A 22866-nucleotide genomic window follows, 5' to 3' on the forward strand; every position below is an offset into this window, starting at 1 on the left:
GGTCAGTCCTCCTTTTTGGGGTGCAGCAGGTTCTTGAAAGCGGCCCGCTTCTCGGCATCGGTCGGCTTGGTGTTGGTCACGCCAGTACCGCCCACACCGCCAGCGGTTGCACCGCCCACGGCATTTGCGCCGCTGGCCTGTGCGTCGTCCTGCACATCGTCCAGCAGCTTATGGCCTTTCTTCTTTGCATCCAGAGCGGCGCGGTAGGTAAGCTCCTGTGCGGTGCAAGCCTTTGCGCCATACTTGGCTTCTGCCACCAGCTCGGACGGGATGGTGTCTGCGATCTCGTCAATGGCGGCAAGACGGTCACGTTCCTGCTTCTGTGCTTCTGCACGGGCATCGTTCACGATCTCATTGACCAGATCAGGACAGCCCGCCCGAAGCTCTTCTTTGTTCTTGAACTCCATTTCGGTTCCTCCGTTGTCGTTGTCCGGCTCTTCCGCCGGGTTGCTGTTGTCGGTGGTATTTACAAAACCGCCCTCTGCGGCAGGGGCCACCACAGCGCGGTTTCGTACAAATTCAGGGGCATCGTCGAAAGCACCCGGCACGGCAACGCTGTTGATGAACAGCGCACCGTTGCGGTTTTCGACCTGTGCCTTGGTTTGGTTGCCGGTCGTGACTTCATCCACAAAGCCGTGTTCTTTGGCTTCGTTTGCAGACCACCACGATGTAGCATCCATCCACGCCGCCACTTCCTCGACGGTGTGGCCGGTCTTTTTGGCGTACTGGTTCAGCACGTTGGTACGCATCACGGTCAGCGCATCCATAAGCTGCTGCAAGCCCGCCATGTCCACAAACCCGTTCGGGTTCACCCGGATTGGATGGATCATGTAGGTTGCATCTTCCGCCGCCTTGACCACCTTGCAATGACTTGCCACGATGGTTGCGGCACTGGCGCAAATGCCCTCGATCTGCGCCGTGACTGTGCCGATCCGGTTTTCCAGCAGCGCACCGATGGCCTGTGCAGCCCAAACGTCACCGCCGCCGCTGCAAATGCGCACCGTCAAATCCTCCGTTGCCGGGATCGTCGCAAGATCAGCGGCGAACTCTTTCGGGGTCACTTCATCGCCCATCCAGCTCGTTTCGCTGATGTAGCCATAAAGCAGAAGTTCCGCCGTGCCGCCGGTGTCGGCTGCATTGCGGAACTCCCAAAATTTCTTATTATTCGTCTTTGCCGGGGTCGCCGCCGTCCCGTTCAGGAACAGCGGTTTGCTGTTGTGCTTGCGCTCCTGCAATTTCGTCCACCTCCCGTTTCAGTGCGGCTTCGGATTTCCGTTGCCGCATATTTGCTTCGTAACTTCCGCCGGTCATTTGGGCGGTTTCCTGTGCTGCCGTAGAGAAGCCGCTGTTCACCCGCATCTGGGCGGCTGCGGCTTCATCCTTGGGATTCAGGTTTGTCCTTGCCGGGCCGTTCCATGTGCAGTTCATGTAGGCCGCAGCCACAGCCGGGTCAACCAGAAAACCGGGGGCTTTGATCCTGCCCTTGCACACAGCTTCCCGGAACCATGTTTCGTAGACCGGCTGGCAGAAATAATCTGCAAACCAGTCACGGTGCATCCCGGTTGTTCGCCAGAACTCGTTCAGTGCGCCCCGCGCCGCTGAGTAACTTGTGCTAAACTGTTTGTAAAGCACCTCGGACGGAATTTCCAACGCTGCGGCCATCTGCTTCACAATGGCGTTCATGAACGCTTCAAATCCCGTTGTCGGATGTTTTGGGTCTGCAAACTGTACATCTTCGCCGGGATTCAGGTCGATAAACGCGCCGGGAGCCAGCTCTACACTGGTTTTGTCCGGGGCATCCACTTGCACCTCCGGCGGAAGCATCTCGCCAAACGGTATCTCGTCGGACTGATCCGTTTTCTTGATGAAAACCGTGAACATGGCTGACACCACAGCGGCGGTCAGCTCTGCGTCCGTGAAGCGACCCAACTGCTTCAAACTTTCCAGCACCGGAGCCAGCAGCGGCACTCCCCGCACCTGACCGGCGCGGTCACGCTGCATCAGGCACAGGATGTTTTGCCGCCCGGTCTTTGCGCCGTAGGCTTCCACTCTCGTCCAGTGTGATGCTGCAAGGCCAGCCGCCGCCGTGCTTGCCAGCGGGTGACGGTCGCAAATCCAGTAGGCAACGACCATGCCCTCGGCATCGGTTTCAACACCTTGCACGATCTTTTCAACATGACGACCGTTAATCTCACAGGGCGAAAGCACGTCCATGAAGCTGGGCGAACACAGCCGGTCGGCTTCGATGATCCGCAGCCGCAGATCATACGGCACACCGGGCGACTTCTTGTTTTGCAGCACCGCCACAGCGTCACCGTTCAGCAGGAAACCCGTGAACACGAGCTGTTGGAGCATATAGAAGTTATCGAGCCGGTCTGCATCGCAGGTCGGTTTGTTCGCCCACAGGCCAAACTCCCGTGCGATCTGGGCGTTGATCTTCTGGGCTTCTTCATCGGAGATACCCAGAAAGGCGTTGTCGATCTGGGGTGTCGGGGTCAAGCCGCCGCACACCACGTTGGTGCGCATCGTCTTGATTGCACCGGTCGCCAGCGGAACGCCCATAAAGGCATCGCGGCTTCTTTCCCGCAGGACTCGAAGATTATCCTCGATGTCCTCTTTCGGGCTTCCGCCGTGCCATGTCCAGCCCCGCATGGATTTCTTGTGCAGGCTGGCTCCATAGTTGGAGTAGCCCGAATTGATTGCCCGTATTGCCGACTGTGCGGCAGCACGTTTCACCGCCCGCTCCGGGGCAATCGCCGTGAGCAGGCTATCAAACATTCCCATGTCAGCCCTCCCTTACAGGTCGCGGGGTACAAAATGCCCCATCCGGTTCCTGCCGTTCCGCTGGCGGGAAAGTTCCGTCACCTTGTTCGACCAGTATTCGATTCGTTTACCGATCTGCGTCAGGTCGGCTTTGGTCAGCGACCGGTTGCCGATCTGGTAGCTCTGGCCGTGCGATACGCTCTCTTCGGCGGCTACCCAAACGTCCAGCATCCGTTGTGCTGTTTCCAGCGTAATTCCTGCCATTTAGATACCTCCCGAAAGTTGACGACGGCCCCGCGCTTTCTTGACCGGCTGGACGGTGGTTCCGTCTGCGTCCGTCTTTTTCAGCACAGGGCGAGAAATGGCAAGAGCCGCGGTTGCGTAATTGCGCAAGTCCAACGGCTCGTTTCGTTTATGCTCTTTGTCTTTGATTTCCCAGTATTCTTTCAAGCGGCCTTTCACAAACCGCACCACTTTCTTCTCAGCCGTTAAGCCCTTGAAGTATTCCTCCGTGTAACCCGCTTCCGGGTTGGACGGGAAATGGCAGTAGTTCGGTCCGGGGGTCTTGACCTCCAACCGCTGGTAGATGGTCGTCTTGCCAGCGTCAACGCCCAGAATGAACAGCTCCGCCTTGACGCGGTTGTTCTTGGACGGGTTGCGGATGAACGGAACGCCGCTGCCGCCCATGCCCTTGATCGCAAAGATACGGCGGTTGAGCCGTTCCTTGGCGAACCGGTACACCGCGTCGGTGTGGTGTCCGCCGGAGTCGATGCAGGTAGCCAACAGTGGGTAGGCCGTGCCATCCGCCTTGCGCCACGTTTGGAGCAGGAAGTTGTCAAGGTCGTCCCACACCTGATCCGACAGCATATCGCCGTAGATTTTCTGGTAGCGGATGCCCCAGCTCTCCACACCCTCGCCCCAGCCGACCACCTCAACTTCAAAGCGGTCGTCCTGCACGTCAACACCGGCAGTAAGATACAGAACATCGTCCGGCACTTCTGCGGCGTAGATTTCGCGGCGGTTGAACAGCTCGGTGTCCTCCAACTGGATTCCACGCTCTTCCCACGTTTCGCCCAGCTCGGTGTTCACCCAAACTTTCATCTGTTCGGGGTTGCCGTGGTCAAGGGCGATCTTGGCTTCTATGAACTTCTGCACGACCTCTTTCCAGCCCACAAAGGTTGAAGCCAACGTGTTCAGGTGAAATCCTCTGGCTTCTGCGCTGGGGTTGGCGGCAACGTATTTGCCGTGAATGCCCTGCTCTTTCCACCGGTATTCGTTGGCGATGCAGCCGCACTCCCGGCAGACGTAGCTCACGCCCTTGTCGAGATCATCCGGGTCAAACTTGACGTTCTCCCAGAGGAACGGCTGGTATGCTCCGCATTCCGGGCAGGGTACGTTCCATTCCTCTTGCGTAGAAAGCAAGTAGGCATCCTCGATTCGGCTGTCTCCCTTGATGGTGGGAGTGCTGACCATGACGGTCTTGTAGTCCCAAAAGGTCGTCTGGCGTTTCTTTGCCAGATCAAGGGGGTCGCCCTCAGTTCCCGCGCTCTTGGGGTAACGGTCGATCTCGTCCGCCAGCAGCACCTTGATGGGGCGGCTGGCAAGGCTGGACGGGCTGTTTGCACCCACAATGGTGATGTGTCCGCCGGGAAAATTCTTCTTCATGACGGTGTTGCCAGCGTACCGGCTCTTGGTATCTACAAGGCCGGTAAGCCGGGGCGTGTCCCGGATCATGGGAGCAATGCGGTCTTTCGAGAGCGTTTGTCCCATGTCAAGGGTCGGCTGCATACACATCACCGGACAGGGTGCATAGTCCATGTAGTAGCCCAACGGGTTGAGGATGAAAGCATCCGTCTTGCCGATCTGCGCTGCTGACATGACGACGACCGACCGGACGTGAGGATCACCAATGGCATCCATGATAGCCCGCTGGTAGGGGGCTTTCTCTGTATGCCACCGCCCCGGCTCTGCGCTGGACTCAGCGGACAGCACCCGGTACTTGTCCGCCCACTGGCTGACGGTCAGCGGCGGTGGCGGACGGAGCTTGCTCAAAACCTCCGCGAACAGCTCCACGGTCTGCTGTTCAAGTTTTACGATCCGTTTCTTCTTCACGTTTCGGCTCACCCCTGACGCATTCCGGGAACATACACAGGATAAGCCGCTGATGGATGCGCTTACCCCACGGACAGCCCTTGCACTCGCTTCCGGGTTTATCCGGTTTTTTCTCCGTCTTGTTCATCTTCATCATCCTTTGGCCGCTCCAATGCGACCTGATAATTTGAAAACTCTTCCATGATCTCGTGGAGGGAGCTTTGCAGCAAGTCCATGATCTTGTCCTCGTCGCCGTCCAGCTTGGCGATGTTCGCCGCCAGCTTGTTCGGCAGGGCAAGCAATCTCGAACGCAGGTTCATGACGATGGTGGTCATGCCGGTCATAATATCCGACTTGCGGTAAAGCTCACCGTTCCGCACCTTGTTCTCGGTTTCAGCAGCGATCCGCTTTTCCTTGGTCAGCTTCGCCCGCTCTTCGTTGAGATCAGCCTTGCCACCCTCGTCGCCCCGCAGGTAGTTGATGTACCGCCGGACACTGGAACGCAGATCATACAGGCCGGGGGCTTTCTCTTCCAGCACACCCTCATCCCGGAGCTGCCGCACTCGGCGTTCGGACAGGTCAAGATACTGCGCCACTATCTTTGTCGTGTGGAGCTTCTTCTTCATCCTCTTCGTCCCCCTCCGGGTCTATATCCACTTCACCGGTCGCCCGCATCTTTGCAATGTCAAGGCGGGCCAGTTCCAGAGCGTACCGCTTTTCAAATTCTTCTTGCTGGCGAATCTGGGTCGTAAGGGAAATGATTCTGCCGGAAACCTTGTTCAGAGCTTCCCGCAACTGCGTTACCCGGACAAAGGCACTGTCTTTGTTGACCATCGCCATCTTCTGCACGGCACTGTCCGCCGTCTTGCCCTCGGCATCCGGGCCGGGTTTGCGCATATCGGTGATGGTGGCTGTGAACAGTTCTTCCGGGTTGCACTTTTCGTACTCCGCGATCTTCTCCATGATGTGCCGTTGCTGAATCCGCAGCAGCTTCAACTCATAGGCGTTGTTCGCGCTGGCCCCGGTTGGTATCGCATCCAGCCACGCCCGTTCCTCTTCGGTCAGCCGGTCAAGGTGGATAGTGCTATACGCGCCGTCTTTCTCGGCGTTGGTGTTGCCGTCCGGCGCACCGCCGCCGGGGTTGCCCTTGGCGTTCTTCTTGCCCCGGCTGTTTTTGTTGCCGGGTTGCCCGCCGCGCTTGCGCTCTATGGCATCCTCCCACTGGTCGATCTTCTTCCAGTTGCGAACCGTGCCGTAGGTCACGCCCAGCGTGGCCGCAAACTCTTTGAGGTTGATCTTCTCGCCCGACCGCCGCCGCTTGACGTACTCAGCCTTGGCGGTGTCGCGCTTGTCGTTCCGCTTCGGCATCCTGCATCACTCCTGCACCCCGTTTCTCGAATCCGCGCAAAAGAAAAAGCCCCACGACATAACGCCGTGGAGCTTCGCTTACTTTTCACTGTACCCATTATACCCGGAAAAGTGTATCACAGTGTATCATTTTGAAAATTTTCCCGAAAAAATCCCCCCTAACTTTTTCAGACCCCCCTCCGGGGAAGTGCAAAAAAGCCCCTATACCTAGAAAATTTTCGGGCTTTCGGACCCGTGAGTGGAAGAATCTTCCTCCCCAGTACCTTGCCGGTGGCCCGAAAAATGGTAGAAAAAGGAAGAAAAGACCGAAAAATCGGACTTTTTTAGCCGTCAAAATCGCCAAAAATCCGGGAAAAATCCCGCCAAAACAGCCCAAAACCCCGGCAAAATGACGGAAAAACGGCGGCAAAACACCGGCGGCGGGCATCCTTTAAGGTATCGCGGGGCGGGCGGCGACCGGCGGCAAAATGGCAAAAGAAAAAGCCCCACCGCGGCGGGCTGTTGAGCGGGCCGGGGCGGGGCTGCTGTCCTATATAACTATGTAGCGGGGCGCGGTGGGGATTCTGTCGCCCTCATCGGGGCGGCGCGGGGTGAAGATCGGCGGCGTGGATCATCGGCGCGGCGGCGTGTCCAGACAGCAGCAGCGGCGGGCGGGTGCGATCTTCACACCGGCGGCGGGGCCGGGGTGTGATCCACGGAAAAGCCGCCCACGGAAAACGCCCCACGGAAAACAGGCAACAAAAAAAGAGGTAGACGCGGCGCGGGCCGTGTCTACCTCTTTTTTCGCGTCAAATTTTCGGGCGGCTGGAATTACCCGCCGCCGGTGCTGCTGTCGTCTGGCGGCTGGAATCCATCGCGGGCCATTCTTTCCCGCGTGGCGTTCACGATATACCCCGCCACGCTTTCCCCAGCGTGGGCGGCGGCGGTGTTCAAATCCTCTTCAATTTCTTTCGGGATTCTAATTGATTTTGTCGCAAACTTTGATAAATAGCGGTCGTTCGTTATTCTTTTCTTGTCTGTGAGCGGCATTTTTGTCACCTCTCTTTCTGCCTGTCCTCATTATATCAAATTTTCCCGGAATGCACCATGCAAAAATTGACGGAATGAATCATGCTTTTTTGTGCATTTCGTAAAACCGCATGAATCATGCTTGACACATTGCATGAATCATGCTATGATATAGCCACAGCAAGCGAAACACCGCAAAACAGAAAAGAGGTCAAACCGCATGAAACTTTCTGAAAAGATCGCCGCGATTGAATCCGGCGAATACGCCGTAACATGGACGACCCCCGACGGGTCGATCATGAAAGCCGCCGATTATGGCCCGTACTACGTTGTTTATCGCAACGGCGAACCGATGGGCGCGATTGACAGCCCCGATGATCTGGACATTTTCGCCGCCGCGAACCACTACACCGCATGAACCGCCGGACACCTTGACGGGCCGCACCGCTGAAAGCGACCCGATCCCAACGCCCCGCCGGGGTGAATCAAACCAGAAAAGAGGTGAAAAGCGTGAATAAAGAGTTTTTCAAGCTGCCGAAAGCCGTCAAGCGGGCAGTTTGGGCCGCTCTTCTTGCCGAATGGCAAAAGAAAAAGCCCGCCACCCGGTAAAGGGTGACAGGCTTGCAAGATAGGTTTTCGAGTTCCAATCTTGCAATGATTTTACCAGCTTTCGCCGGTAAAGTCAAGCGGACACTTTCAAGGGCTGCACCGCTGCCGCAAAAGCAACCCTATGCCACCGCCCCGCCGGGGCAAATCAAAATCAAAAGGAGATCGAGAACATGACCGCATTCGACAAGAAAATAAACCAGATCGCCACCCGTCACCGGTGGAACATCGAGAAGCAATCCCGCGCCGCTGTCCCTTGCTACATCATCGCCGCCCCAACTTATGAGGATGCCGGGAAGATCGTTGCCGTTCTGAACCGCTGCAAGGGCTTGCGCCATGAAACATTGACCCCGATTCACTATGAATCGTGGGCGGTCAAGGTGTATGACGCTGGACAGTTGGACGCATGGCGGGAACGCGAACGGCAAAAAGCCGCCCTTGTTGATGCTTTCTATATGGCATTGAAAGCCAACGGCGGCGACCAGAACGCCGCGAAAGCTGCCCAGCATGAAAAGGCGGTGCAATGGAACGCTGTCGAAGTGTTCAATGAAATTTACGCATGACCCCCGGATACCTTGACGGGCCGCACCACGAAAAGCGACCCGATCCCACGCCCCGACAATAGCCGGGGAAAAGCACGAAAAGCCACACCACGAAACGAAAAGGAGAAACAACCATGAAACGAATTTTGACCGCCGCCGCACTTGCCGCCGCGCTGCTGTCCAGCGCACCCCGCGCCGCTGCCGCCTGTCCCTACAAAGTCGGCCCTTTGGGGCGGTATATCGCCCCGGCCATTGTGAAAGGCATGACCGCCACCAACGAAAACCAGATTGAAGTCTGGTGCAGTGACGCGCTGGACGGCGACGACTGGTATTTTCTGGTGGACGGTGAAACCGATTTGCGGATTTTTGACCGGATCGATCTTGTGGTCGATGCCAACGGAACCCCGGACGATTTCAGCGACGACAAGGTTATTGACGCGCTGTATTGCCACGATTGCGACGAAACCGAAGATTGAACCCCGCCGGATACCTTGACGGGCCGCACCGAACGAAAGCGACCCGATCCCATTCCCCCGGCACACCGCCGGGACGATCCACAAAACGAAACACGAAAGGAAGTATTTACCATGACGAATAAACAGATCATCCGCGCTGCCGCCGAACGTCTTGACCCGGCCACGCTGCACCAGATCGCCACCGCACACCACACCCCGGAAGAGATCGCCGCCGTTGCTGCATCTTGCAAGATCGTTGACAAGGACGGCAACGAAAAGCCCGCCACCGCCGCGGACATTGAGATCATGTTTGCAGCGGACGAACTGCACACGTTCGACTTCTGGAAGAAAGAGGGCAAGAGCGTCAAGAAAGGCGAAAAAGCGTTGCTTGAATGCTACTTGTGGAAGTACACCACGAAGCCCAGCAAAGAGCAGCGCGAAAAGGCCGCGGCAGAGGGCAAGGAAGCCGCACCCGATCCGCATTACTACCCTACGAAGTCCCATCTTTTCAGTTGCTTACAGGTTGAAAGCAGCAAGCCCGCCCCGCAAGCCCGGTTCAAGTCCACGGCGGAGATCATCGCATACAACAAGCGGCTTGCAGCAGAACGCAAGGCCGCAAAGGAAGCCGCCGAAAAAGCAGCCGCCGAAGCCGCCCGCCCCGCGCCGATCATCGTTGAAGAGCACCACGAACTTCCCGAACTGGTTCACGTTGAACCGCTTCCCACGAAACCAGCCCCGAAGAAGCCCCGCACCACGAAGAAGCCCGCCGCCGACGTTGCCGAACTCAAAAAGGCAGAACGCAAGGCAATGCACGAATTTATGGCCGTTCCCGAAACCGACCGCGCCGGACAAGCTGCCACGCTGGAAGCATGGCGCAAGGCGACCGCCACCCGGAAAGCTGCCGAAAAAGCAGCAGACGAAGCCCCCGCCGTCACCGTGAGTATGGAAGAATTAGAGCCGGTTTTTGAAAAGTGGTATTCCAACTTTTACCGCACCCACGACGACAACGACAGCAAGGAATACCGGGAAGCCGTCAAGACGTTTGACCAGAAGAGCAAGAACGACCCCGAATTTTCGGCTATTGTCCAGCAATTCACGAATTACCGTTGCGACTTTATCAGCAGCGACCGCGAAGCCGCCGCGTTTGTGATGGCTCTCGATGAACTCAACCACAAGCACAACGCCCCCGAAATGGTTCCCAGCGTCCAACAGCTCGACTTTGCAAGCATCGCCGCCGGTGTGCTGGCATGATTCCAGCGCGGACACTCTAGCCGGGTTGCACCGCACAAAGCAGCCCAGCCCCACACCCCGCCGGGGGTGAATCACGAAAACGAAAAGGAGATTATACCATGACCGCCAACGAAGAGAAGAACGAACTTGTTGTTGTGGATGTTCCCAACGTCCAGATCTACGCTTTCACCGTGTCCGGCTGGCCCACGCCCCGCACCGCCGAAGAGGTGTTGAATGCCGCCCGGAAGAGCACCGCCGAAAGCATCCAGCGGATCACCCAGATCATCGAGTCCGGCGACTACGAAAGCGACCGGGGATATTGGGAAAGCCGCCTTGCGCAAGAAAAGGCCCGCTCTTATGCCGTCATGACCTACGGCGAATGGCTGGACTTTGAGCGGGAAAAGCTGCTCACCCCGGAAATGGTCGAGATCACGAAACAGGACTATGAGAACGCGCTGAACGTGTTGCCGCCACGCAACTGGCACACCCGGAACAACATCGAAGAGTTTTGCAGCCGGGAAATGTACAGCGGCACTTACACCACGCAATATGCGTTCCAGCTTGTAACGGGCCGCTACTTTGCGAAAATGGTTGATTGTGCCGACTCTTCCACATGGTTGAGCACGATTTTAGCCAAGCAGTGAAACGGATACCTTGACGGGCCGCACCGAACGAAAAGCGACCCGATCCCACACCCCGCCGGGGTGAATCCAACACGAAAAGGAGAACGAACCATGACGACCCCGAACGATAGCCGGGACTTTTACCCCACCCCGGACAATCTCGCGTGGGAAATGGCTTACAGCCTGCAAAGCACAAAATACGGCTGGAAGCACCTGCCGCAGCCCATCCTTGAACCCTCTGCCGGTGACGGCGCACTGGCCCGCCAGATTCACGCCGTCGCAGATATTCGGCACGATCCCAAAACGGGAGAACTTGACCGTTACAGCACGAGCAAGGCGAAAGAGTTTGATCTTGACTGTGTGGAACTGTCCAGCGACTTCCGCGCCAAACTGAAGAAAGACGGTTTCCGCGTGGTGCATGACGATTTTCTCACGTTCCGCCCCGCGAAGAAATACGCGGCGATCATCATGAACCCGCCTTTTTCCGCCGGTGCTGCTCACTTGCTCAAGGCTTTAGAGATCATGAAAGACGGCGGCAAAATCCGCTGTCTGCTCAACGCCGAAACGATCCGCAATCCCTACACGAACGAGCGGAAAGAGCTGGCGCAGAAGCTGAACGAACTCAACGCCCAGATCAAATACATCCCGGACGCTTTCAAGAACGCCCGCCGCGCCGCCCGCGTTGAAGTGGCGTTGATCTCCGTTGACATTCCCGACAAGGAGCCAGTAAGCAAAATCCGGTTGGAACTCAACAACGAAATGACCGACCACATGAAAGCCGATCCGCAGCTTGCCGCGCTGGTGTCTGCTGATCCCATCGCCGCCGCGGTGGAACGGTACAACGCAGCCGCCGAGGGCATCCGCCGTATCTACGAAGAGTACAACGGAATCAAGAGCCTGTTTTCTGCTGCTACCGCAGACGACAAGGAAACCGAAGTGCTGAACTTCAACAAGAGCTATAACGAAGCGATCCGCAGCTTGCGCGGCTTGTACTGGCAAAAGCTCTTTGACCTGCCCCAAATCCGGGACAACTTAACCAGAGCGATGCAAGACGAATATCACAACCGCGTTTCCGAACTGGTTGACTACGATTTCAGCCCTTACAACATCCTCACGATCCGGGAAGAAATGTCCGCCAACATCGTGCAGGGCATCGAAAGCGAGATCGTGGAACTGTTCGACGACTGGACGAATCTGCACTACAATTCCGAATACTCGAAGAACGTCCACTACTACAACGGCTGGTGTACGAACGAAGCGTACAAAGTCGGCAAGAGAGTGATCTTCCGGTGTCAAGCGTTCAGTGAATGGTCTGGGCGGTTTGAACCCAGTTGGAACGCGGAAAGCTGCCTGTCACGAATTGAACGCACCTTGCACTATCTGGACACGAACGGCAAGAAGTACAACGGTGATGATCTCCGGGCCACGCTGAAAGCTGCCTGGGAAGCCGGACAGAGCCAGAAAGTGCAATTCCACTACTTCACCGCCACGTTTTACAAAAAAGGCACTTGCCACATTGAGTTTTCAAATGACGACATTTTGAAGTCATTTAACCTGTTCGCCAGCCAGAAGAAAGGATGGTTGCCGCCGTCCTACGGCAAGAAAGCCTATCACGACATGAGCAAGGCAGAGCAGAAGATCGTGGACAGCTACGAGGGCGAAGCGAGTTACGCAGACACCCTTGCACGGCATCTGATCCCCACGAAAGCCACGCTTTTACAGCTCAACGCATAAAACGGATACTCTAGCCGGGTTGCACCGTAAAGCAGCCCAGCCCCAGCCGCAAGGCTACCACGAAACGAAAAGGAGATACAAACCATGCGTGAATACGATCCGAACCACCGGTATCAAGTTATCACCTGCGCTTCCGCCGATTTCACCGATGAAGATATGAGTTTCCGCACCGTCGCCGAAGCCCGTACACGAATTGCCTATCTTGTCAAGGAGTATGCGGCAGACGGGCGCGATCTGGACGGAGCCGCGATTTTCGACCGCAAAACGAACTGCTGCACCCACCTTTTCGGGTGCGCGATGCTGTCCGCGTTCTCTGTCGATGTCGCCGCACGTTCCGCGCCCCGCAGATACCCCGATATGCCCGCGGCCAGCACGATTTACTACTTCATCTACTGCAAAGGCCCCGGAGATCAGCATTTCACCCTCTGCGACCCGTGGGGCGGTAGGCGCGGCATGAACAAGGTTTTTGCGCCCCGGTTCACGAAAGATCAGGCGGACAAGGTTGTTGCACGAATGACCGAACGTAACCCCGGCTTTACCTTTCAGCGGCGACCGGCCCGCTGAATCTCCGCTCCCGGTTCCCCGCCTGGGCTTTTTGTGTTATACTTTCATCAACGAATTTTCTATTTTTCGTGCCAGAGATTGAACTATGCTTTACAAAATGCGTAAAAAGGAGGTCTTTTTTGTGAACGAAGCCCAGTTTTTCGCGCCTTGGCGTGTTGTCGCCGAATTTGCCGACGATTCCCGCCTGACCTTTGACGGATTCACCGAAGAGCAAGCCCGCGCAGCTATGGAAGCCGCCCAGAACGAACATGGCGACATTGCGTGGTGGGATCATGTAACCGATGTAAATTACAGCGACGGCCAGTATTACAAGACGCTCCGCCAGCCGCCCACGGTTCATGTGGTAGATTTTTCCGGCTATGACGGCCCGCTGGATGAAAACGGTTTTCCGGTCGGTCTGCCGAACGAGATCAGCGAATACATGAAACAGCAGGGTGAGCCGCCCACCGTTCCGAAGATCATCTTCAAGGAGAACGAACCGAAAGAGGGCAACGAAACATGACCAGCGAAACCAACGAATTTGTCCGCCAGCTCTTGAACCAGATGCAGGAAGAAATGACTAAAGAATACTTCAAGCAGGAAAGCACGACTTCCCCCGAACGGTTAAAGGTGCTGGAAGCGGATGCAAAAATGCGGCTCTGCACCGTTCATCACCTTGCGCCGGAGAACGTCGATGTTTCCGGCCACGAAACCAGCCCCGGCACTTATACATTCACCGTCACCGAACGAATCCCGGTCAGTACGTTCACGATTCCCACGAATTGAACACGAATTTCTTCCATCCCCTGCGGGCATCCCGCCGGGGATTTTCTTTTCTCGTTTTGTTGCTTTTATTCGCGTTTTGCGTTATCATTGAAGTGGAGATTTTGCGCCAGCCGGGAACGCCCCGGCCACACGCAAAAAAGAACATAACGAGGTGAAAATATGTGTCGTAATGTTACCCCCCCGACGAAAATAGGGTTCCAGAATGGGTGAACCACATCCCCACCGTTTCGGACGGCCCGCTGCTCAAAAGCTACCTTGCCGCCCTCAAAGCCGACATGACACCGACCTGCATTGACGGTCAGACCGGCTATTTCAGCAGCAGACACGGCAACTACGTTGTCACGCTAGACGTGCCGAACGGCTGTGTTTGCGGTAGCCACACCCGGCCTTGCAAGCACCAGTACCGCCTTGCAATGGAGCTTAATCTTATGCCCGGTGATTTTATCCACGATCCCAGCAAAATCAAGTACAAGCTGGACGGCGTAGATTTTGAAACCGCTGTTGACCGCATCGAGCAGCTTCCCGCCACGGCACAAAAAGAGCTGTTCGGCATCCTGTCCAGCCTGTTCAATGGCAAGGTGTACAGCGGCACTCTTTCAGAGGATTCCGCCCGCGCTCTTGTTGGCGGCAACGTGCTTTTGTGGATTGATGATCCCGCCGGGTATCGGCTCTGCACCGATCTGGACAAAAGCTCTTTCATGCTAGACAAGTACCTGCGTCGGAAATTCGACTTTGATATTTACTTTGACCCCTATAACCGTGGCACATTCTCTGTTCCGCACGGCTGCACCGCCATCTATGACGAGGACGATCCCGGCCACCCCTACACCGTGACCGCGCCGGATCGCACCGAACAGGACAAGAAGATCAACGCCATGCTTCAAAAGCATCACTGTGACCCGCTGGACGGCTTCACAGTGCGTTTTGGTGAGTGATAATATAAACTAACGCCCTCGACGGAGTTACCCGCCGAGGGCGTTCTATTTTGGCGTATTCGCAAGTTTGTTTTTCTGAGCGGTTCGGAGGATTTGCGGAAGCGGTTCATCGCACACGCGCATAGAGCTTTACCAACTTGCCTTTATAGACAGCTTTCCGGGCTGTTCCCTTGCCTGCTGTCCGGGCGACTGTTTCTGCCGGTTCTGATAGATTTTCTATCACTTTCCCGGCATACCCAGCACACCGGCCCTTTTAATCGCGCGCGTCATACGCGCGGGAGAGGATTTCTTCGATCATGGGAATTTCATCGAACATCCCGCCCAGAACGACCAGAGCCGCGTCTTTCCACCTCTGCGCGGTGATCTTCTTTTTGCCGATGGAAATTGCAATGCTTTCCCACGTTTTTTGTAACGACCGGTCAGCGTAGACGTACCGCCCTTTCAGGATCGTTTTGTAATCATCGTTCAGGCGGTCTAATTTCTGCCGGATTTCCTGTAAATCCGATTTCAGCACGACCCGCCGGACGATCAGCTCATTTTCCCGGTTCTGGTATGCTTCGTTGTCGGCCAGCTTGACGGCAAGGGACGCGGTGCTGTCGCCGGGTGTGCTGCCATGAGGCATCCCGTCCATCGCAAGGCCCTTGATCGGGCTGTATCGGTCTTGCAGCTCGGCCAGCTCCATGTTGACACTATCAAGCTGCTTCTCGATCTTGCCATAGTAGAGCAAAATCTGTTCAGTGTCCTTTTTCTGCATCCGCGTTTATCCTCCTGCCTGTCAGCTCTCAGATTTCTTTCCCGAAGATCGGCTTCGCGCCGGGTTCTTCGTCTATCGCCGCTTCAATGCCCGTTGCCTGTTCATAGCACTGGGCCATTTTGTAGTAGGCCACATATTCGCCGTCTTTCGACCATTCAAGGAACTGCCGGAAGTTGCCCTGTATCTCTTTCAGGGCGGCGGCGATTTCTTCTGTGGTGTAGCCCAGACCGTCCATGACCTCGACAAAGAACCTGGCCACAAGATCACCCGCGCCGCGGCGTTCATAGAGCTGCACCCTCTCCCACTCTTTGCGTGGCCACTTCTCGACCGGCAGGGTGAAGTCCTCTTTCATCTTGGTGGCCGTGCGCTTGCGCAGATTTTCCCGTGCTTTCAGTGTGCCGTACACGTTGGTTTCCAGCGTGTACACCTCGCTCCGCCGGATAAGCTCTGCCTGCCAGCGTTCCACCCCGTCCCGATCAAGGTCGAAAAGATTCTGCGCGGCAATGATGGCGCAGTACGTCACCACCTGCCCCACAGCGGCCCGGTTGAGCTTCATGTTCTTCATGGTGTCGCCCTTTGCGACCACGCAGCGGTTGACAGCCTTTTCGTACATCATCTTCCGCACTTCAACAGGCGGCATAGATTTTCCCATGTTCTTCATCCTTTCTGTTTTGCAAGACTCTTCCACGCTTTGACCTCTGCCGCCGTGTCTGCGGTGATATGCTCGATGAAATGCCAGCCCCGCGGCTCGGCCACAAGGTCAATGAACATCCGGCGACGGTGTATGTAATCGCGCTGCTGCCGCCGGACAAACTTCGATTTCACTTCGACGGCTTCAACCGTGCCGTCTGCATAGGTCAGCACAAAATCCGGGGTATAATGCACCGCCGGGAGTTTCACCGCGTCATACTCTTTTTCTGGCAGGAGCAGAAACGTGCGGTGCAGCTCCACTTTCACGATCTTCCCGGTCTGCACTTTGGGCATAATCGTCCCCATGTAATATTCGTACTCGCCCCGGCTGTCAAAGTCCATGCCGATTTTTTCAGCGGTGGCAACTGCGGCGGGGACAGACTGCGGCAAGGCGCACTTTCCCCGGCTTCTGGCCGCGATCTGTGCTTCTGCCTGCGCCCGGTATCTAGGCGGCAGGTCGTCCAGCGTCAAACGGTTCAAGGCTGATTCCTCCTATTCCTCCGCTGTTCCGGCTTGCGGTACAGGCGCACGATCAGGTGGCGGGTGGCGTTGCCGGTTATGATGCACTCGCACCGGTGCAGGGTATAGCCGGGGTACATCCTCTCCCAGTAGTCTCGATCTTCCAGCCGGTTCTCGCAAACGTCTTTCAGCCGGGTGCGGCTCATTTTCCCGTCATTTGGGCGCGGCATCTTCGGCGGTTTCAGCCCGCGGCTCTGCCGCCAGTGACGTTTGCAGCGCACGTTCTTGGTGATGTACTTTGCGAGGGATTCAATGCTGTTGTGGTCAAACTCCAATGGCTCGCACCGCGATCTGCCGCGCTTACCCCATGCTTTTTCAACCATTTCACGGGTCAGCCCCGCCGGGTGGGACATGATAACATGATGATGGTGACGGCCCAGCGGCTTGTCCCCGTCAATCGTGCAGTATTCCGAAACCACGATCCATTTCGGGTGTTCGATTCCGTTTTTGTCGCAGATACGGTACAATGCTTTGATGGCATTGGAAAAATCCCGGTCGGCACGTTGCAGATCACCGGGCGCAGGGTGGTGTTCTTCGTTGTAGGTGTATGTAACGGAATAGTCGCCGGGTCGGAAGTTCCGATTTGCCAGCAGTTCCAAATACCGACCACTCTTGCGCAGATTATACGATTCCTTGGCAATGCTGGTGGCAAGCTCTTTCTTTTTCCGGGTGCTGGCCTTGTGCTGCTGCTCTGTCACCTCGAAGAAGTCCACCTGCATAGAGGGGGCCGTGGCATAATTCATACCGCAGATGAATTTCTGTTCCCGAACTCTAAAGCCGCCGGTCATATTCTCCACGTCCTCCTTTCCGCAAACGTCATGGAATTTTCTTAATCATGAGCCACAAACACGAGAGGGGGAACGATGCAGAGGGGAAACACCGGGCCGCGTTCCCTTTGCTCTCTATCCCGGTAGGCTGCTGTAACGCCGCCCTCGTTTTCCCTCTGCACTCCCTTTCCCCGCCGGAGGTAAGCGCATCTCTCCGCGCTCTTCTCTCTGTGTGTCCCTTAGTTTATCTACGGTATACAAGCCCCTTGCCGCCTCGTCAGGGCGGCAATTTAACGACGGGTTTCCTATATAATATAGATAGGGGCTTTGGCGGGCCGCTCAGACAAGCGACATGATCCACTCTGTCAGGTTTTGCAGCAGCACCGACAGCAGGTTTGACAGCACAATGCCAACACACAGCCACCAGAGGGCGATTGCGGCCAGTCTGCGGATTTCCGCCGGTTCAAGTTTTTTCATTTTGCTCTTTCCTTTCTTCCCATGCAGGGCAGGTATTTTCCGGGTCAGTGAAGTCCGCCCGGTACTCAGAATTTCCGTTGAAGCACACCCATGTATAGCCGTCATGCCATGCACAGGTGCAACATTCTTTTTTCATGTTCTGCGCCTTTCTTCTATAATTGAACCGCACACTGGACAAAAACTCCCGGCGCAATCGTCCAAACGGTGATCGCAGTTAGAGCAAAACGGCACTGTGTATTCTTCGAGTTTCAAAACCCGCTGTGTATAAACCGGCTTTCCATCGTACAAACACTCGTTTGTCGGAACAGGATCATATACGACAAACTGCTTGGGCCGTTTTCTCCATGCGATGTGCGCCACCGGGCGCACCCCCTCCGGGGCGACCCTCGGTGCGCTCTCGACCACGCACATGATCTGTTCCACTTCATCTTCCATATCCGGGTTACTTTCGCCGCCCAAAATTTCAGGCACGTTCTCCCGGATTCTCCGAAGCAGCTCTTCCGTGTTGGTAAACTGTTCCATCTCAATTCCTCCCAGCTTTCAGCGCACATTCCGAGCAAACAAACTTCATATCCGGGTTGACCCGCAAAACCAGCTTCGCGTTGTTGGTCGGATACCAGCACTCCCGGCCACACTCCGGGCAGGTTTTCAGTTTCCAATCTGCCGTCCGCGGGTGCGGGACGTTCTTTTTCAGCGGCATTATGCCGATTACCTGTAAGACACTACCCATGATCTTCACCTTTGCCTTTCAGTTTCAGCTCGATTTTCGGCTGCGGCTGGTCGCTGCGGTTCAACGGCGCATAATAGCTGACGCACCCTGCAACACCGTCCGGGTTGTCGTGCCACGACAGCGCGTGTCGAATGACCAGCCATACAATTTCCGCTCTGTACGGAATTTTCATCACATCCGAAATTGGAGCAGGGAGAACGCAACGGTTATACAGCTTTTCCATTTCCTCCCGCATGGTATCCCGCCGATGCAGGGCAACGTCAAAAGCATTCTCCCGCTGCTCGTTCGTCTCATACACATTGTTTTCCAGATCGGAATAAAATTTTTCCATGCAGAGGTCGTCGGCCATATCCCAGAACTGGCCCATGTGCAACCTCAGATACCACTCACAGGCGGTCTTTACCGCTTCCGCCACCGGTCGGCTCATGGTGATTGTCACTGTTTCCACTTCCGGCACGGTTTTTTTCTTCTCCATGACTATCCTCCCTTGCGCCGGGCCAGTTGTTCCGCTGGCCGTGTTCAAACTTCTTCGCCATTGCTGCCACCTGAATTGCTTCGACAGCCAGATTTACTGCGGCTTCCCGAATGGCTTTGAAATCGTCTTTCGGCACAGTCTGGTTTGCCTTGACCATGTTCCACATCCGGGTTTCGATGTAAAGTTTCAGCGGCACAATCGCCCGTTCCGCTTCTTCCAGCTCTTCCCGGACAACATTCTGTCCCTCGTGCGGGCTGGCAAACTGGGGGAAGCGTTTGTTTGCTGCTTCCAGCTCCTTGTTTACCAGACGACGAACATCTTTTCTTACTGCGTCCATTATTTTTTCTCCGTTTCCAAATTTTCAAGTTCTTCTTTTGGCACTTCAATTACCGGCCCTGCAAACGCAAACGGAATAAATGCCGGGTGCTGCATTTCTGCATAAAATTTACCTTTTTGCACAGCTTCTTCCCAGCTTTTCGCCGCGATTCTATAACCAACTGCCGGTGCTGGTCCCGGTGAATCTATGTGTTCTGTCCCGCTGAACATCACATCATATTCTTTCTCGACCGCCGGTTCTTTCTCGATCAACTCTACTACGGCCAGCATTGCTTCTTGATATGCGAGAAATTCCTTGCCTTCATATTCGCAGCCTTTTCCCGTCGTGTCGATCTGCTCCAATAAATGCTGCTTACTTATCATTTCGGCCATGTTTCTTCTCCTGCCATCACCCTTCTTGCACAAAACTGGTTATAGCAGTCCTTGCACGAATACCGCTTCCAGACAATTCCGTCCGTGTTTTCTTCTCCACAATAGACCATTGGCCTACCGCAATTCTGGCATATCGGCCACTTTGGAGCAGGGCGCGGAACCACATTTGCTGCCGGTTCCTTTTCCAGAACAGACACAACGCCGTCATAGATTTGCGATATTCTGATTTCCGGCGCGTGACCGGTTGAAAACGGATTGCTCGCCGCTTCCGCGACTTCTCTTCTTTTCTCGCATTTTAGCCGTTCGATCAGCTTCGTTGCGTTGATGTATTTATCTTGCATTTTTCTTCCTCCGTTCAGAAACAGTCTATGTCGTCCAGCAAGTTACCGATCAACCAGTTTCCCGCCTTTACAGCAGCGTTCAGCCAGTAAATCACCCATTGCGTAACGCCAACGGTCGTTCTGTACAGAATCGACTTTTCGCTTTGCTCCTTTAGCTCCTTTTTTTCCTCGATTCTAGTCGTGCTCAAATACCTGTAACTCTCTTTGAGATTCCGGTTATCCTCCCGTAATTCAAAATTTTCAGCCGCTATTCTGTTCACGGCTTCTTCAAGAACTTTATTTCTCTCGGCCAAAAATTCAGCATCTTCGGCGGTATACGGCGGACACATAACTCTGACGTAAAATTCTGGTCTACCTCTCATTCTGTGTCCTCCTTGTCGTTTAATTTGAACCCCAGAAAATCAGCAACGCCATAATTTCCACCACCGCAGAAATGACATTCGTAGAGCGTCGGTTCCATTACCTCTTCTGGCTTTTTCTGGCTGACAGCCCGATACATTATGCCCATTACAAACTGCTGGTTTCCTTTCTCTCCGCCGGTGGAGCACTCCACATACTCTTTTCCGCACAGGCGGCACTTGTACATAGCGTCAAGCCTTTTCATCGTCTGCTTCGTCCTCCGCTTCATCCGTCAGGTTATCGAATGTCTGTTCATGCTCTTCCTGTTCGCCAGTATGCGTTTCTGCCAGCATAGCTACCAGCTCTTGCAGCGTTGCTTCCGCATACTCGTTCAGCGAGTATGACGTTACGGCTGCTCGTACTCTCATACCGTTTTTTACCACAAAGTACGTTCTTCCGTTGCCGAGCTTTCTTTGGTAGAATCGAATGAAGCCATTGTTCTTGATCTCATCTTCAACCGGCGCAAGCTGCGACCAGCAGATAAGGCCAGCCATCTTTTTATCTTCCGTCGCCAGCGGGATAAGCGTTTCTCCCATGTAGTAGATGCCGACGGCCATTTTCTTTACTTCTACTTCGTTCTTGACGTTATCGTCCAGATTGAACCCCTCAAGATCGCTTTTGTATGCGCAATCAAAATCGTTGTAGACCACCTTTTCGATCATGGTATCTTCGCTGATTCCCAGCAGCGCACCCATTTGGCTGCGGTTCAGCGGGAGCGGGAAGCCTGTCGCACAGTAGATAGCCGATGCTGTTCCAATATAAAAGTCGTCGCTCTTGATATTGTGAAAGACGTTGCACACAAGCTGTCGTTTCACCATCTTTGTAACTCCCGAAAGTTTCATATTCAAACCACCTTTCTGATAACTGCAAACGGCGCATATTCGGGGAACTGTTCATCTGCGGATTTCTCCGCTGCTTCACCGGCTGTGCGTTCCGTTTCTGCTTCAAATTCTCGACCGATGATGATGCACGGCGCAGTCACGCCAGCACCATTCCAACCGGCAACGCTGATGTAGTACCTGTTCACAAGTCCCGCACCTCCGTTACACTGTCCACTTGGATTTTCTGGTACTGCGGGTAGTACAGGGCCGCTTCTTCTTTTGCCTTGTCCGCTGCGTCAAGTGCTTTCGGTGCTTCTATGCGGTACGGCAGATAGGCCGGTGTTTCCTGCCTATGGCGGTTTGCGTTGCTTCTTGCTCTGCTGCACCGCAGCATGACTAAGTATTTCGGCATTGTCCTTTCCTCCTGTTAGTTTCGGGCATTTCCGGGCTTGAACCGGTAGGGGCCTGTCCCCATGCTCACAGAATGGAGCCGCCGCGCCGGGCGGCTCCGGTAGGAGAAAATCAGTTGATCCCGTTGATGATGGGAATACTGCCGTCACCGCCAACGTATGTAGGCAGTTCGCCATTCCAGAGGGAATCGACGTTTGTGATCCGGTAGTATTCCAGCAAATTGCTATTCAGGCTGTCATTGAGGGCGCGGTTTGCTTCCGCTTTCTTTTCGGCAACGTACAGCTCCGCGTCCGCCGCAACCTTGGATTTCTCCGCTTCGGCATTGGCCGCGATCAAATCAGCGTCCGCCGTTGCCTGCGCTTCGACGCGGCGTTTTTCCGCATCGGTTTCCGCCTTTTCCTTTTCCTGCTGGGCCTTTACTTTGGCTTCAACGGCATCCGTAAAGGTATCGGTGAAGTCGAAGTTTGTGACGCTGATATACTGCAAGTCAATGTTGTACTCTGCCAGTACTTCCCGCAGCTTCGTGTCCATCTGTGATGCAACGGCATCCCGGTTCGAGATAAGACTGCTTGCATCGTAGTGGGCGACCACGGCCTTGACCGTTTCCTGCACACGGGGAGTAATCAGAGTGTCCTCGTACTTCTTGCCGACCGACTTGTAAATCGTCATGGCATTCTGCTGGTTGATCCGGTAGCCAACGGCAACGCTCGTGGCGACTTCCTGAATGTCAGAACTGAACGCCGATAAATCCATGTTCATTTCCTGAACACGATTATCCATCTTGACGATAGACTGCCACGGTGACTTGAACACAACACCAGCGTCCTTTGTGCCATCTTCGACTTTGCCGAACGTGGTCACAATGCCGGTGTAGCCTGTGGGGACGTAGGACACGCAGGACACACCGATCATGATAACGGCGACCACGCCGGGAATAAATGCTGCGGCCTTGCCCTCTTCGGACAGGAGCAGAACGGCCAGCGCAACCAACGCGGCCAGCACTCCGATGATGAAAAAGATCATATTTCCTCGCTTTCGCTCATGTGCTTATGTACGGGCGAAAGCTGCGGTGGGATCTGACCGTGGGAGG

General features: G+C 55.3%; 33 protein-coding genes. 10 read left to right on the forward strand and 23 right to left on the reverse strand.

The genetic code is table 11. The features are described from left to right. Positions 1–2 precede the first annotated feature (2 nt). The 7 genes from WMO20_RS02315 to WMO20_RS02345 form a co-directional block, all read right to left on the reverse strand. Positions 3–1235, reverse strand: a complete 1233-nt coding sequence (locus WMO20_RS02315; RefSeq protein WP_120020082.1) for a Clp protease ClpP — start codon at positions 1233–1235, stop codon at positions 3–5. Further along, positions 1162–2784 (reverse strand): phage portal protein, encoded by a 1623-nt coding sequence (locus WMO20_RS02320; RefSeq protein WP_349185711.1) that lies wholly within the window; start codon positions 2782–2784, stop codon positions 1162–1164. The genes WMO20_RS02315 and WMO20_RS02320 overlap by 74 nt, the downstream gene beginning before the upstream one ends. A gap of 12 nt (positions 2785–2796) precedes the next feature. Beyond that, a complete protein-coding gene (locus tag WMO20_RS02325; RefSeq protein ID WP_120020080.1) occupies positions 2797–3027 on the reverse strand; it encodes a DUF6148 family protein in 231 nt (76 codons plus the stop codon). Next, positions 3028–4875: a phage terminase large subunit family protein gene (locus WMO20_RS02330; protein WP_349185712.1), complete on the reverse strand. Its 1848-nt coding sequence runs from the start codon at positions 4873–4875 to the stop codon at positions 3028–3030. A 98-nt stretch (positions 4876–4973) separates the two neighbouring features. After that, positions 4974–5480, reverse strand: a complete 507-nt coding sequence (locus WMO20_RS02335; RefSeq protein ID WP_120020078.1) for a hypothetical protein — start codon at positions 5478–5480, stop codon at positions 4974–4976. Then, positions 5434–6222: a phage terminase small subunit gene (terS, locus tag WMO20_RS02340; protein WP_349185713.1), complete on the reverse strand. Its 789-nt coding sequence runs from the start codon at positions 6220–6222 to the stop codon at positions 5434–5436. The genes WMO20_RS02335 and terS overlap by 47 nt, the downstream gene beginning before the upstream one ends. An 810-nt stretch (positions 6223–7032) precedes the next feature. Continuing rightward, positions 7033–7251 carry a hypothetical protein gene (locus WMO20_RS02345; protein ID WP_015564782.1) on the reverse strand — a complete coding sequence of 73 codons (219 nt, stop codon included), beginning with the start codon at positions 7249–7251 and terminating at the stop codon, positions 7033–7035. Between the two features lie 199 nt (positions 7252–7450). Here WMO20_RS02345 and WMO20_RS02350 point away from each other — a divergent pair, with 199 nt between their 5' ends. From WMO20_RS02350 to WMO20_RS02395, 10 genes are all read left to right on the forward strand, one after another. After that, positions 7451–7648, forward strand: a complete 198-nt coding sequence (locus tag WMO20_RS02350; RefSeq protein WP_156060142.1) for a hypothetical protein — start codon at positions 7451–7453, stop codon at positions 7646–7648. A 361-nt stretch (positions 7649–8009) separates the two neighbouring features. After that, on the forward strand, positions 8010–8399 hold the full coding sequence (locus WMO20_RS02355) for a hypothetical protein (RefSeq protein WP_349185714.1): 390 nt from the start codon (positions 8010–8012) through the stop codon (positions 8397–8399). A gap of 113 nt (positions 8400–8512) precedes the next feature. Beyond that, positions 8513–8854, forward strand: coding sequence for a hypothetical protein (locus tag WMO20_RS02360; protein ID WP_349185715.1), 342 nt, complete (start codon positions 8513–8515; stop codon positions 8852–8854). 111 nt (positions 8855–8965) lie between these two features. After that, entirely contained in the window at positions 8966–10084 is a 1119-nt protein-coding gene (locus tag WMO20_RS02365; protein ID WP_349185716.1) for a hypothetical protein, read from the forward strand. Between the two features lie 98 nt (positions 10085–10182). Continuing rightward, entirely contained in the window at positions 10183–10707 is a 525-nt protein-coding gene (locus WMO20_RS02370; RefSeq protein ID WP_349185717.1) for a hypothetical protein, read from the forward strand. A gap of 90 nt (positions 10708–10797) precedes the next feature. Continuing rightward, positions 10798–12420 carry a DUF4942 domain-containing protein gene (locus WMO20_RS02375; protein WP_349185718.1) on the forward strand — a complete coding sequence of 541 codons (1623 nt, stop codon included), beginning with the start codon at positions 10798–10800 and terminating at the stop codon, positions 12418–12420. 84 nt (positions 12421–12504) lie between these two features. Further along, complete coding sequence (locus WMO20_RS02380) at positions 12505–12984, forward strand: hypothetical protein (protein ID WP_349185719.1); 480 nt, start codon at positions 12505–12507, stop codon at positions 12982–12984. 85 nt (positions 12985–13069) lie between these two features. Next, positions 13070–13486 (forward strand): hypothetical protein, encoded by a 417-nt coding sequence (locus tag WMO20_RS02385; protein ID WP_349185720.1) that lies wholly within the window; start codon positions 13070–13072, stop codon positions 13484–13486. Then, on the forward strand, positions 13483–13749 hold the full coding sequence (locus WMO20_RS02390) for a hypothetical protein (protein ID WP_120020069.1): 267 nt from the start codon (positions 13483–13485) through the stop codon (positions 13747–13749). Before WMO20_RS02385 ends, WMO20_RS02390 begins: the two co-directional genes overlap by 4 nt. A gap of 206 nt (positions 13750–13955) precedes the next feature. Continuing rightward, on the forward strand, positions 13956–14684 hold the full coding sequence (locus tag WMO20_RS02395) for a hypothetical protein (protein WP_120020068.1): 729 nt from the start codon (positions 13956–13958) through the stop codon (positions 14682–14684). Between the two features lie 253 nt (positions 14685–14937). Here WMO20_RS02395 and WMO20_RS02400 read toward each other — a convergent pair whose 3' ends face one another. The 16 genes from WMO20_RS02400 to WMO20_RS02475 form a co-directional block, all read right to left on the reverse strand. After that, on the reverse strand, positions 14938–15438 hold the full coding sequence (locus WMO20_RS02400; RefSeq protein ID WP_156074323.1) for a hypothetical protein: 501 nt from the start codon (positions 15436–15438) through the stop codon (positions 14938–14940). A gap of 28 nt (positions 15439–15466) precedes the next feature. Then, positions 15467–16090, reverse strand: coding sequence for a hypothetical protein (locus WMO20_RS02405; protein WP_349185721.1), 624 nt, complete (start codon positions 16088–16090; stop codon positions 15467–15469). Between the two features lie 5 nt (positions 16091–16095). After that, positions 16096–16608, reverse strand: coding sequence for a DUF1064 domain-containing protein (locus WMO20_RS02410; RefSeq protein ID WP_349185722.1), 513 nt, complete (start codon positions 16606–16608; stop codon positions 16096–16098). After that, positions 16605–17435 carry a rolling circle replication-associated protein gene (locus WMO20_RS02415; RefSeq protein ID WP_349185832.1) on the reverse strand — a complete coding sequence of 277 codons (831 nt, stop codon included), beginning with the start codon at positions 17433–17435 and terminating at the stop codon, positions 16605–16607. Before WMO20_RS02415 ends, WMO20_RS02410 begins: the two co-directional genes overlap by 4 nt. 318 nt (positions 17436–17753) lie before the next feature. Next, positions 17754–17891 carry a hypothetical protein gene (locus WMO20_RS02420; RefSeq protein ID WP_242887902.1) on the reverse strand — a complete coding sequence of 46 codons (138 nt, stop codon included), beginning with the start codon at positions 17889–17891 and terminating at the stop codon, positions 17754–17756. Positions 17892–18023: 132 nt separating this feature from the next. After that, positions 18024–18413: a hypothetical protein gene (locus tag WMO20_RS02425; protein WP_349185723.1), complete on the reverse strand. Its 390-nt coding sequence runs from the start codon at positions 18411–18413 to the stop codon at positions 18024–18026. Between the two features lie 200 nt (positions 18414–18613). Further along, complete coding sequence (locus tag WMO20_RS02430) at positions 18614–19096, reverse strand: hypothetical protein (protein ID WP_349185724.1); 483 nt, start codon at positions 19094–19096, stop codon at positions 18614–18616. After that, complete coding sequence (locus tag WMO20_RS02435) at positions 19008–19433, reverse strand: hypothetical protein (RefSeq protein ID WP_156060128.1); 426 nt, start codon at positions 19431–19433, stop codon at positions 19008–19010. Before WMO20_RS02435 ends, WMO20_RS02430 begins: the two co-directional genes overlap by 89 nt. After that, positions 19433–19804, reverse strand: a complete 372-nt coding sequence (locus WMO20_RS02440; protein ID WP_349185725.1) for a hypothetical protein — start codon at positions 19802–19804, stop codon at positions 19433–19435. The genes WMO20_RS02435 and WMO20_RS02440 overlap by 1 nt, the downstream gene beginning before the upstream one ends. Beyond that, entirely contained in the window at positions 19792–20145 is a 354-nt protein-coding gene (locus WMO20_RS02445; RefSeq protein ID WP_349185726.1) for a hypothetical protein, read from the reverse strand. Before WMO20_RS02445 ends, WMO20_RS02440 begins: the two co-directional genes overlap by 13 nt. A gap of 14 nt (positions 20146–20159) precedes the next feature. Continuing rightward, positions 20160–20507: a hypothetical protein gene (locus WMO20_RS02450; protein ID WP_349185727.1), complete on the reverse strand. Its 348-nt coding sequence runs from the start codon at positions 20505–20507 to the stop codon at positions 20160–20162. Next, entirely contained in the window at positions 20504–20749 is a 246-nt protein-coding gene (locus WMO20_RS02455; protein WP_156060124.1) for a hypothetical protein, read from the reverse strand. The genes WMO20_RS02450 and WMO20_RS02455 overlap by 4 nt, the downstream gene beginning before the upstream one ends. Further along, positions 20736–21362 (reverse strand): hypothetical protein, encoded by a 627-nt coding sequence (locus WMO20_RS02460; protein WP_349185728.1) that lies wholly within the window; start codon positions 21360–21362, stop codon positions 20736–20738. Before WMO20_RS02460 ends, WMO20_RS02455 begins: the two co-directional genes overlap by 14 nt. 26 nt (positions 21363–21388) lie before the next feature. Then, positions 21389–21571, reverse strand: a complete 183-nt coding sequence (locus tag WMO20_RS02465) for a hypothetical protein (protein ID WP_207684026.1) — start codon at positions 21569–21571, stop codon at positions 21389–21391. After that, a complete protein-coding gene (locus tag WMO20_RS02470; protein WP_120020054.1) occupies positions 21568–21777 on the reverse strand; it encodes a hypothetical protein in 210 nt (69 codons plus the stop codon). The genes WMO20_RS02465 and WMO20_RS02470 overlap by 4 nt, the downstream gene beginning before the upstream one ends. A gap of 110 nt (positions 21778–21887) precedes the next feature. Further along, the gene (locus tag WMO20_RS02475) at positions 21888–22799 is read right to left on the reverse strand and encodes a prohibitin family protein (protein ID WP_120020053.1); all 912 of its coding nucleotides are present in this window, start codon (positions 22797–22799) and stop codon (positions 21888–21890) included. Between the last annotated feature and the right edge of the window lie 67 nt (positions 22800–22866).

This window comes from Faecalibacterium intestinale, assembly GCF_040096575.1.
In the GTDB taxonomy this organism is placed as follows: Bacteria; Bacillota; Clostridia; order Oscillospirales; family Ruminococcaceae; genus Faecalibacterium; species Faecalibacterium intestinale.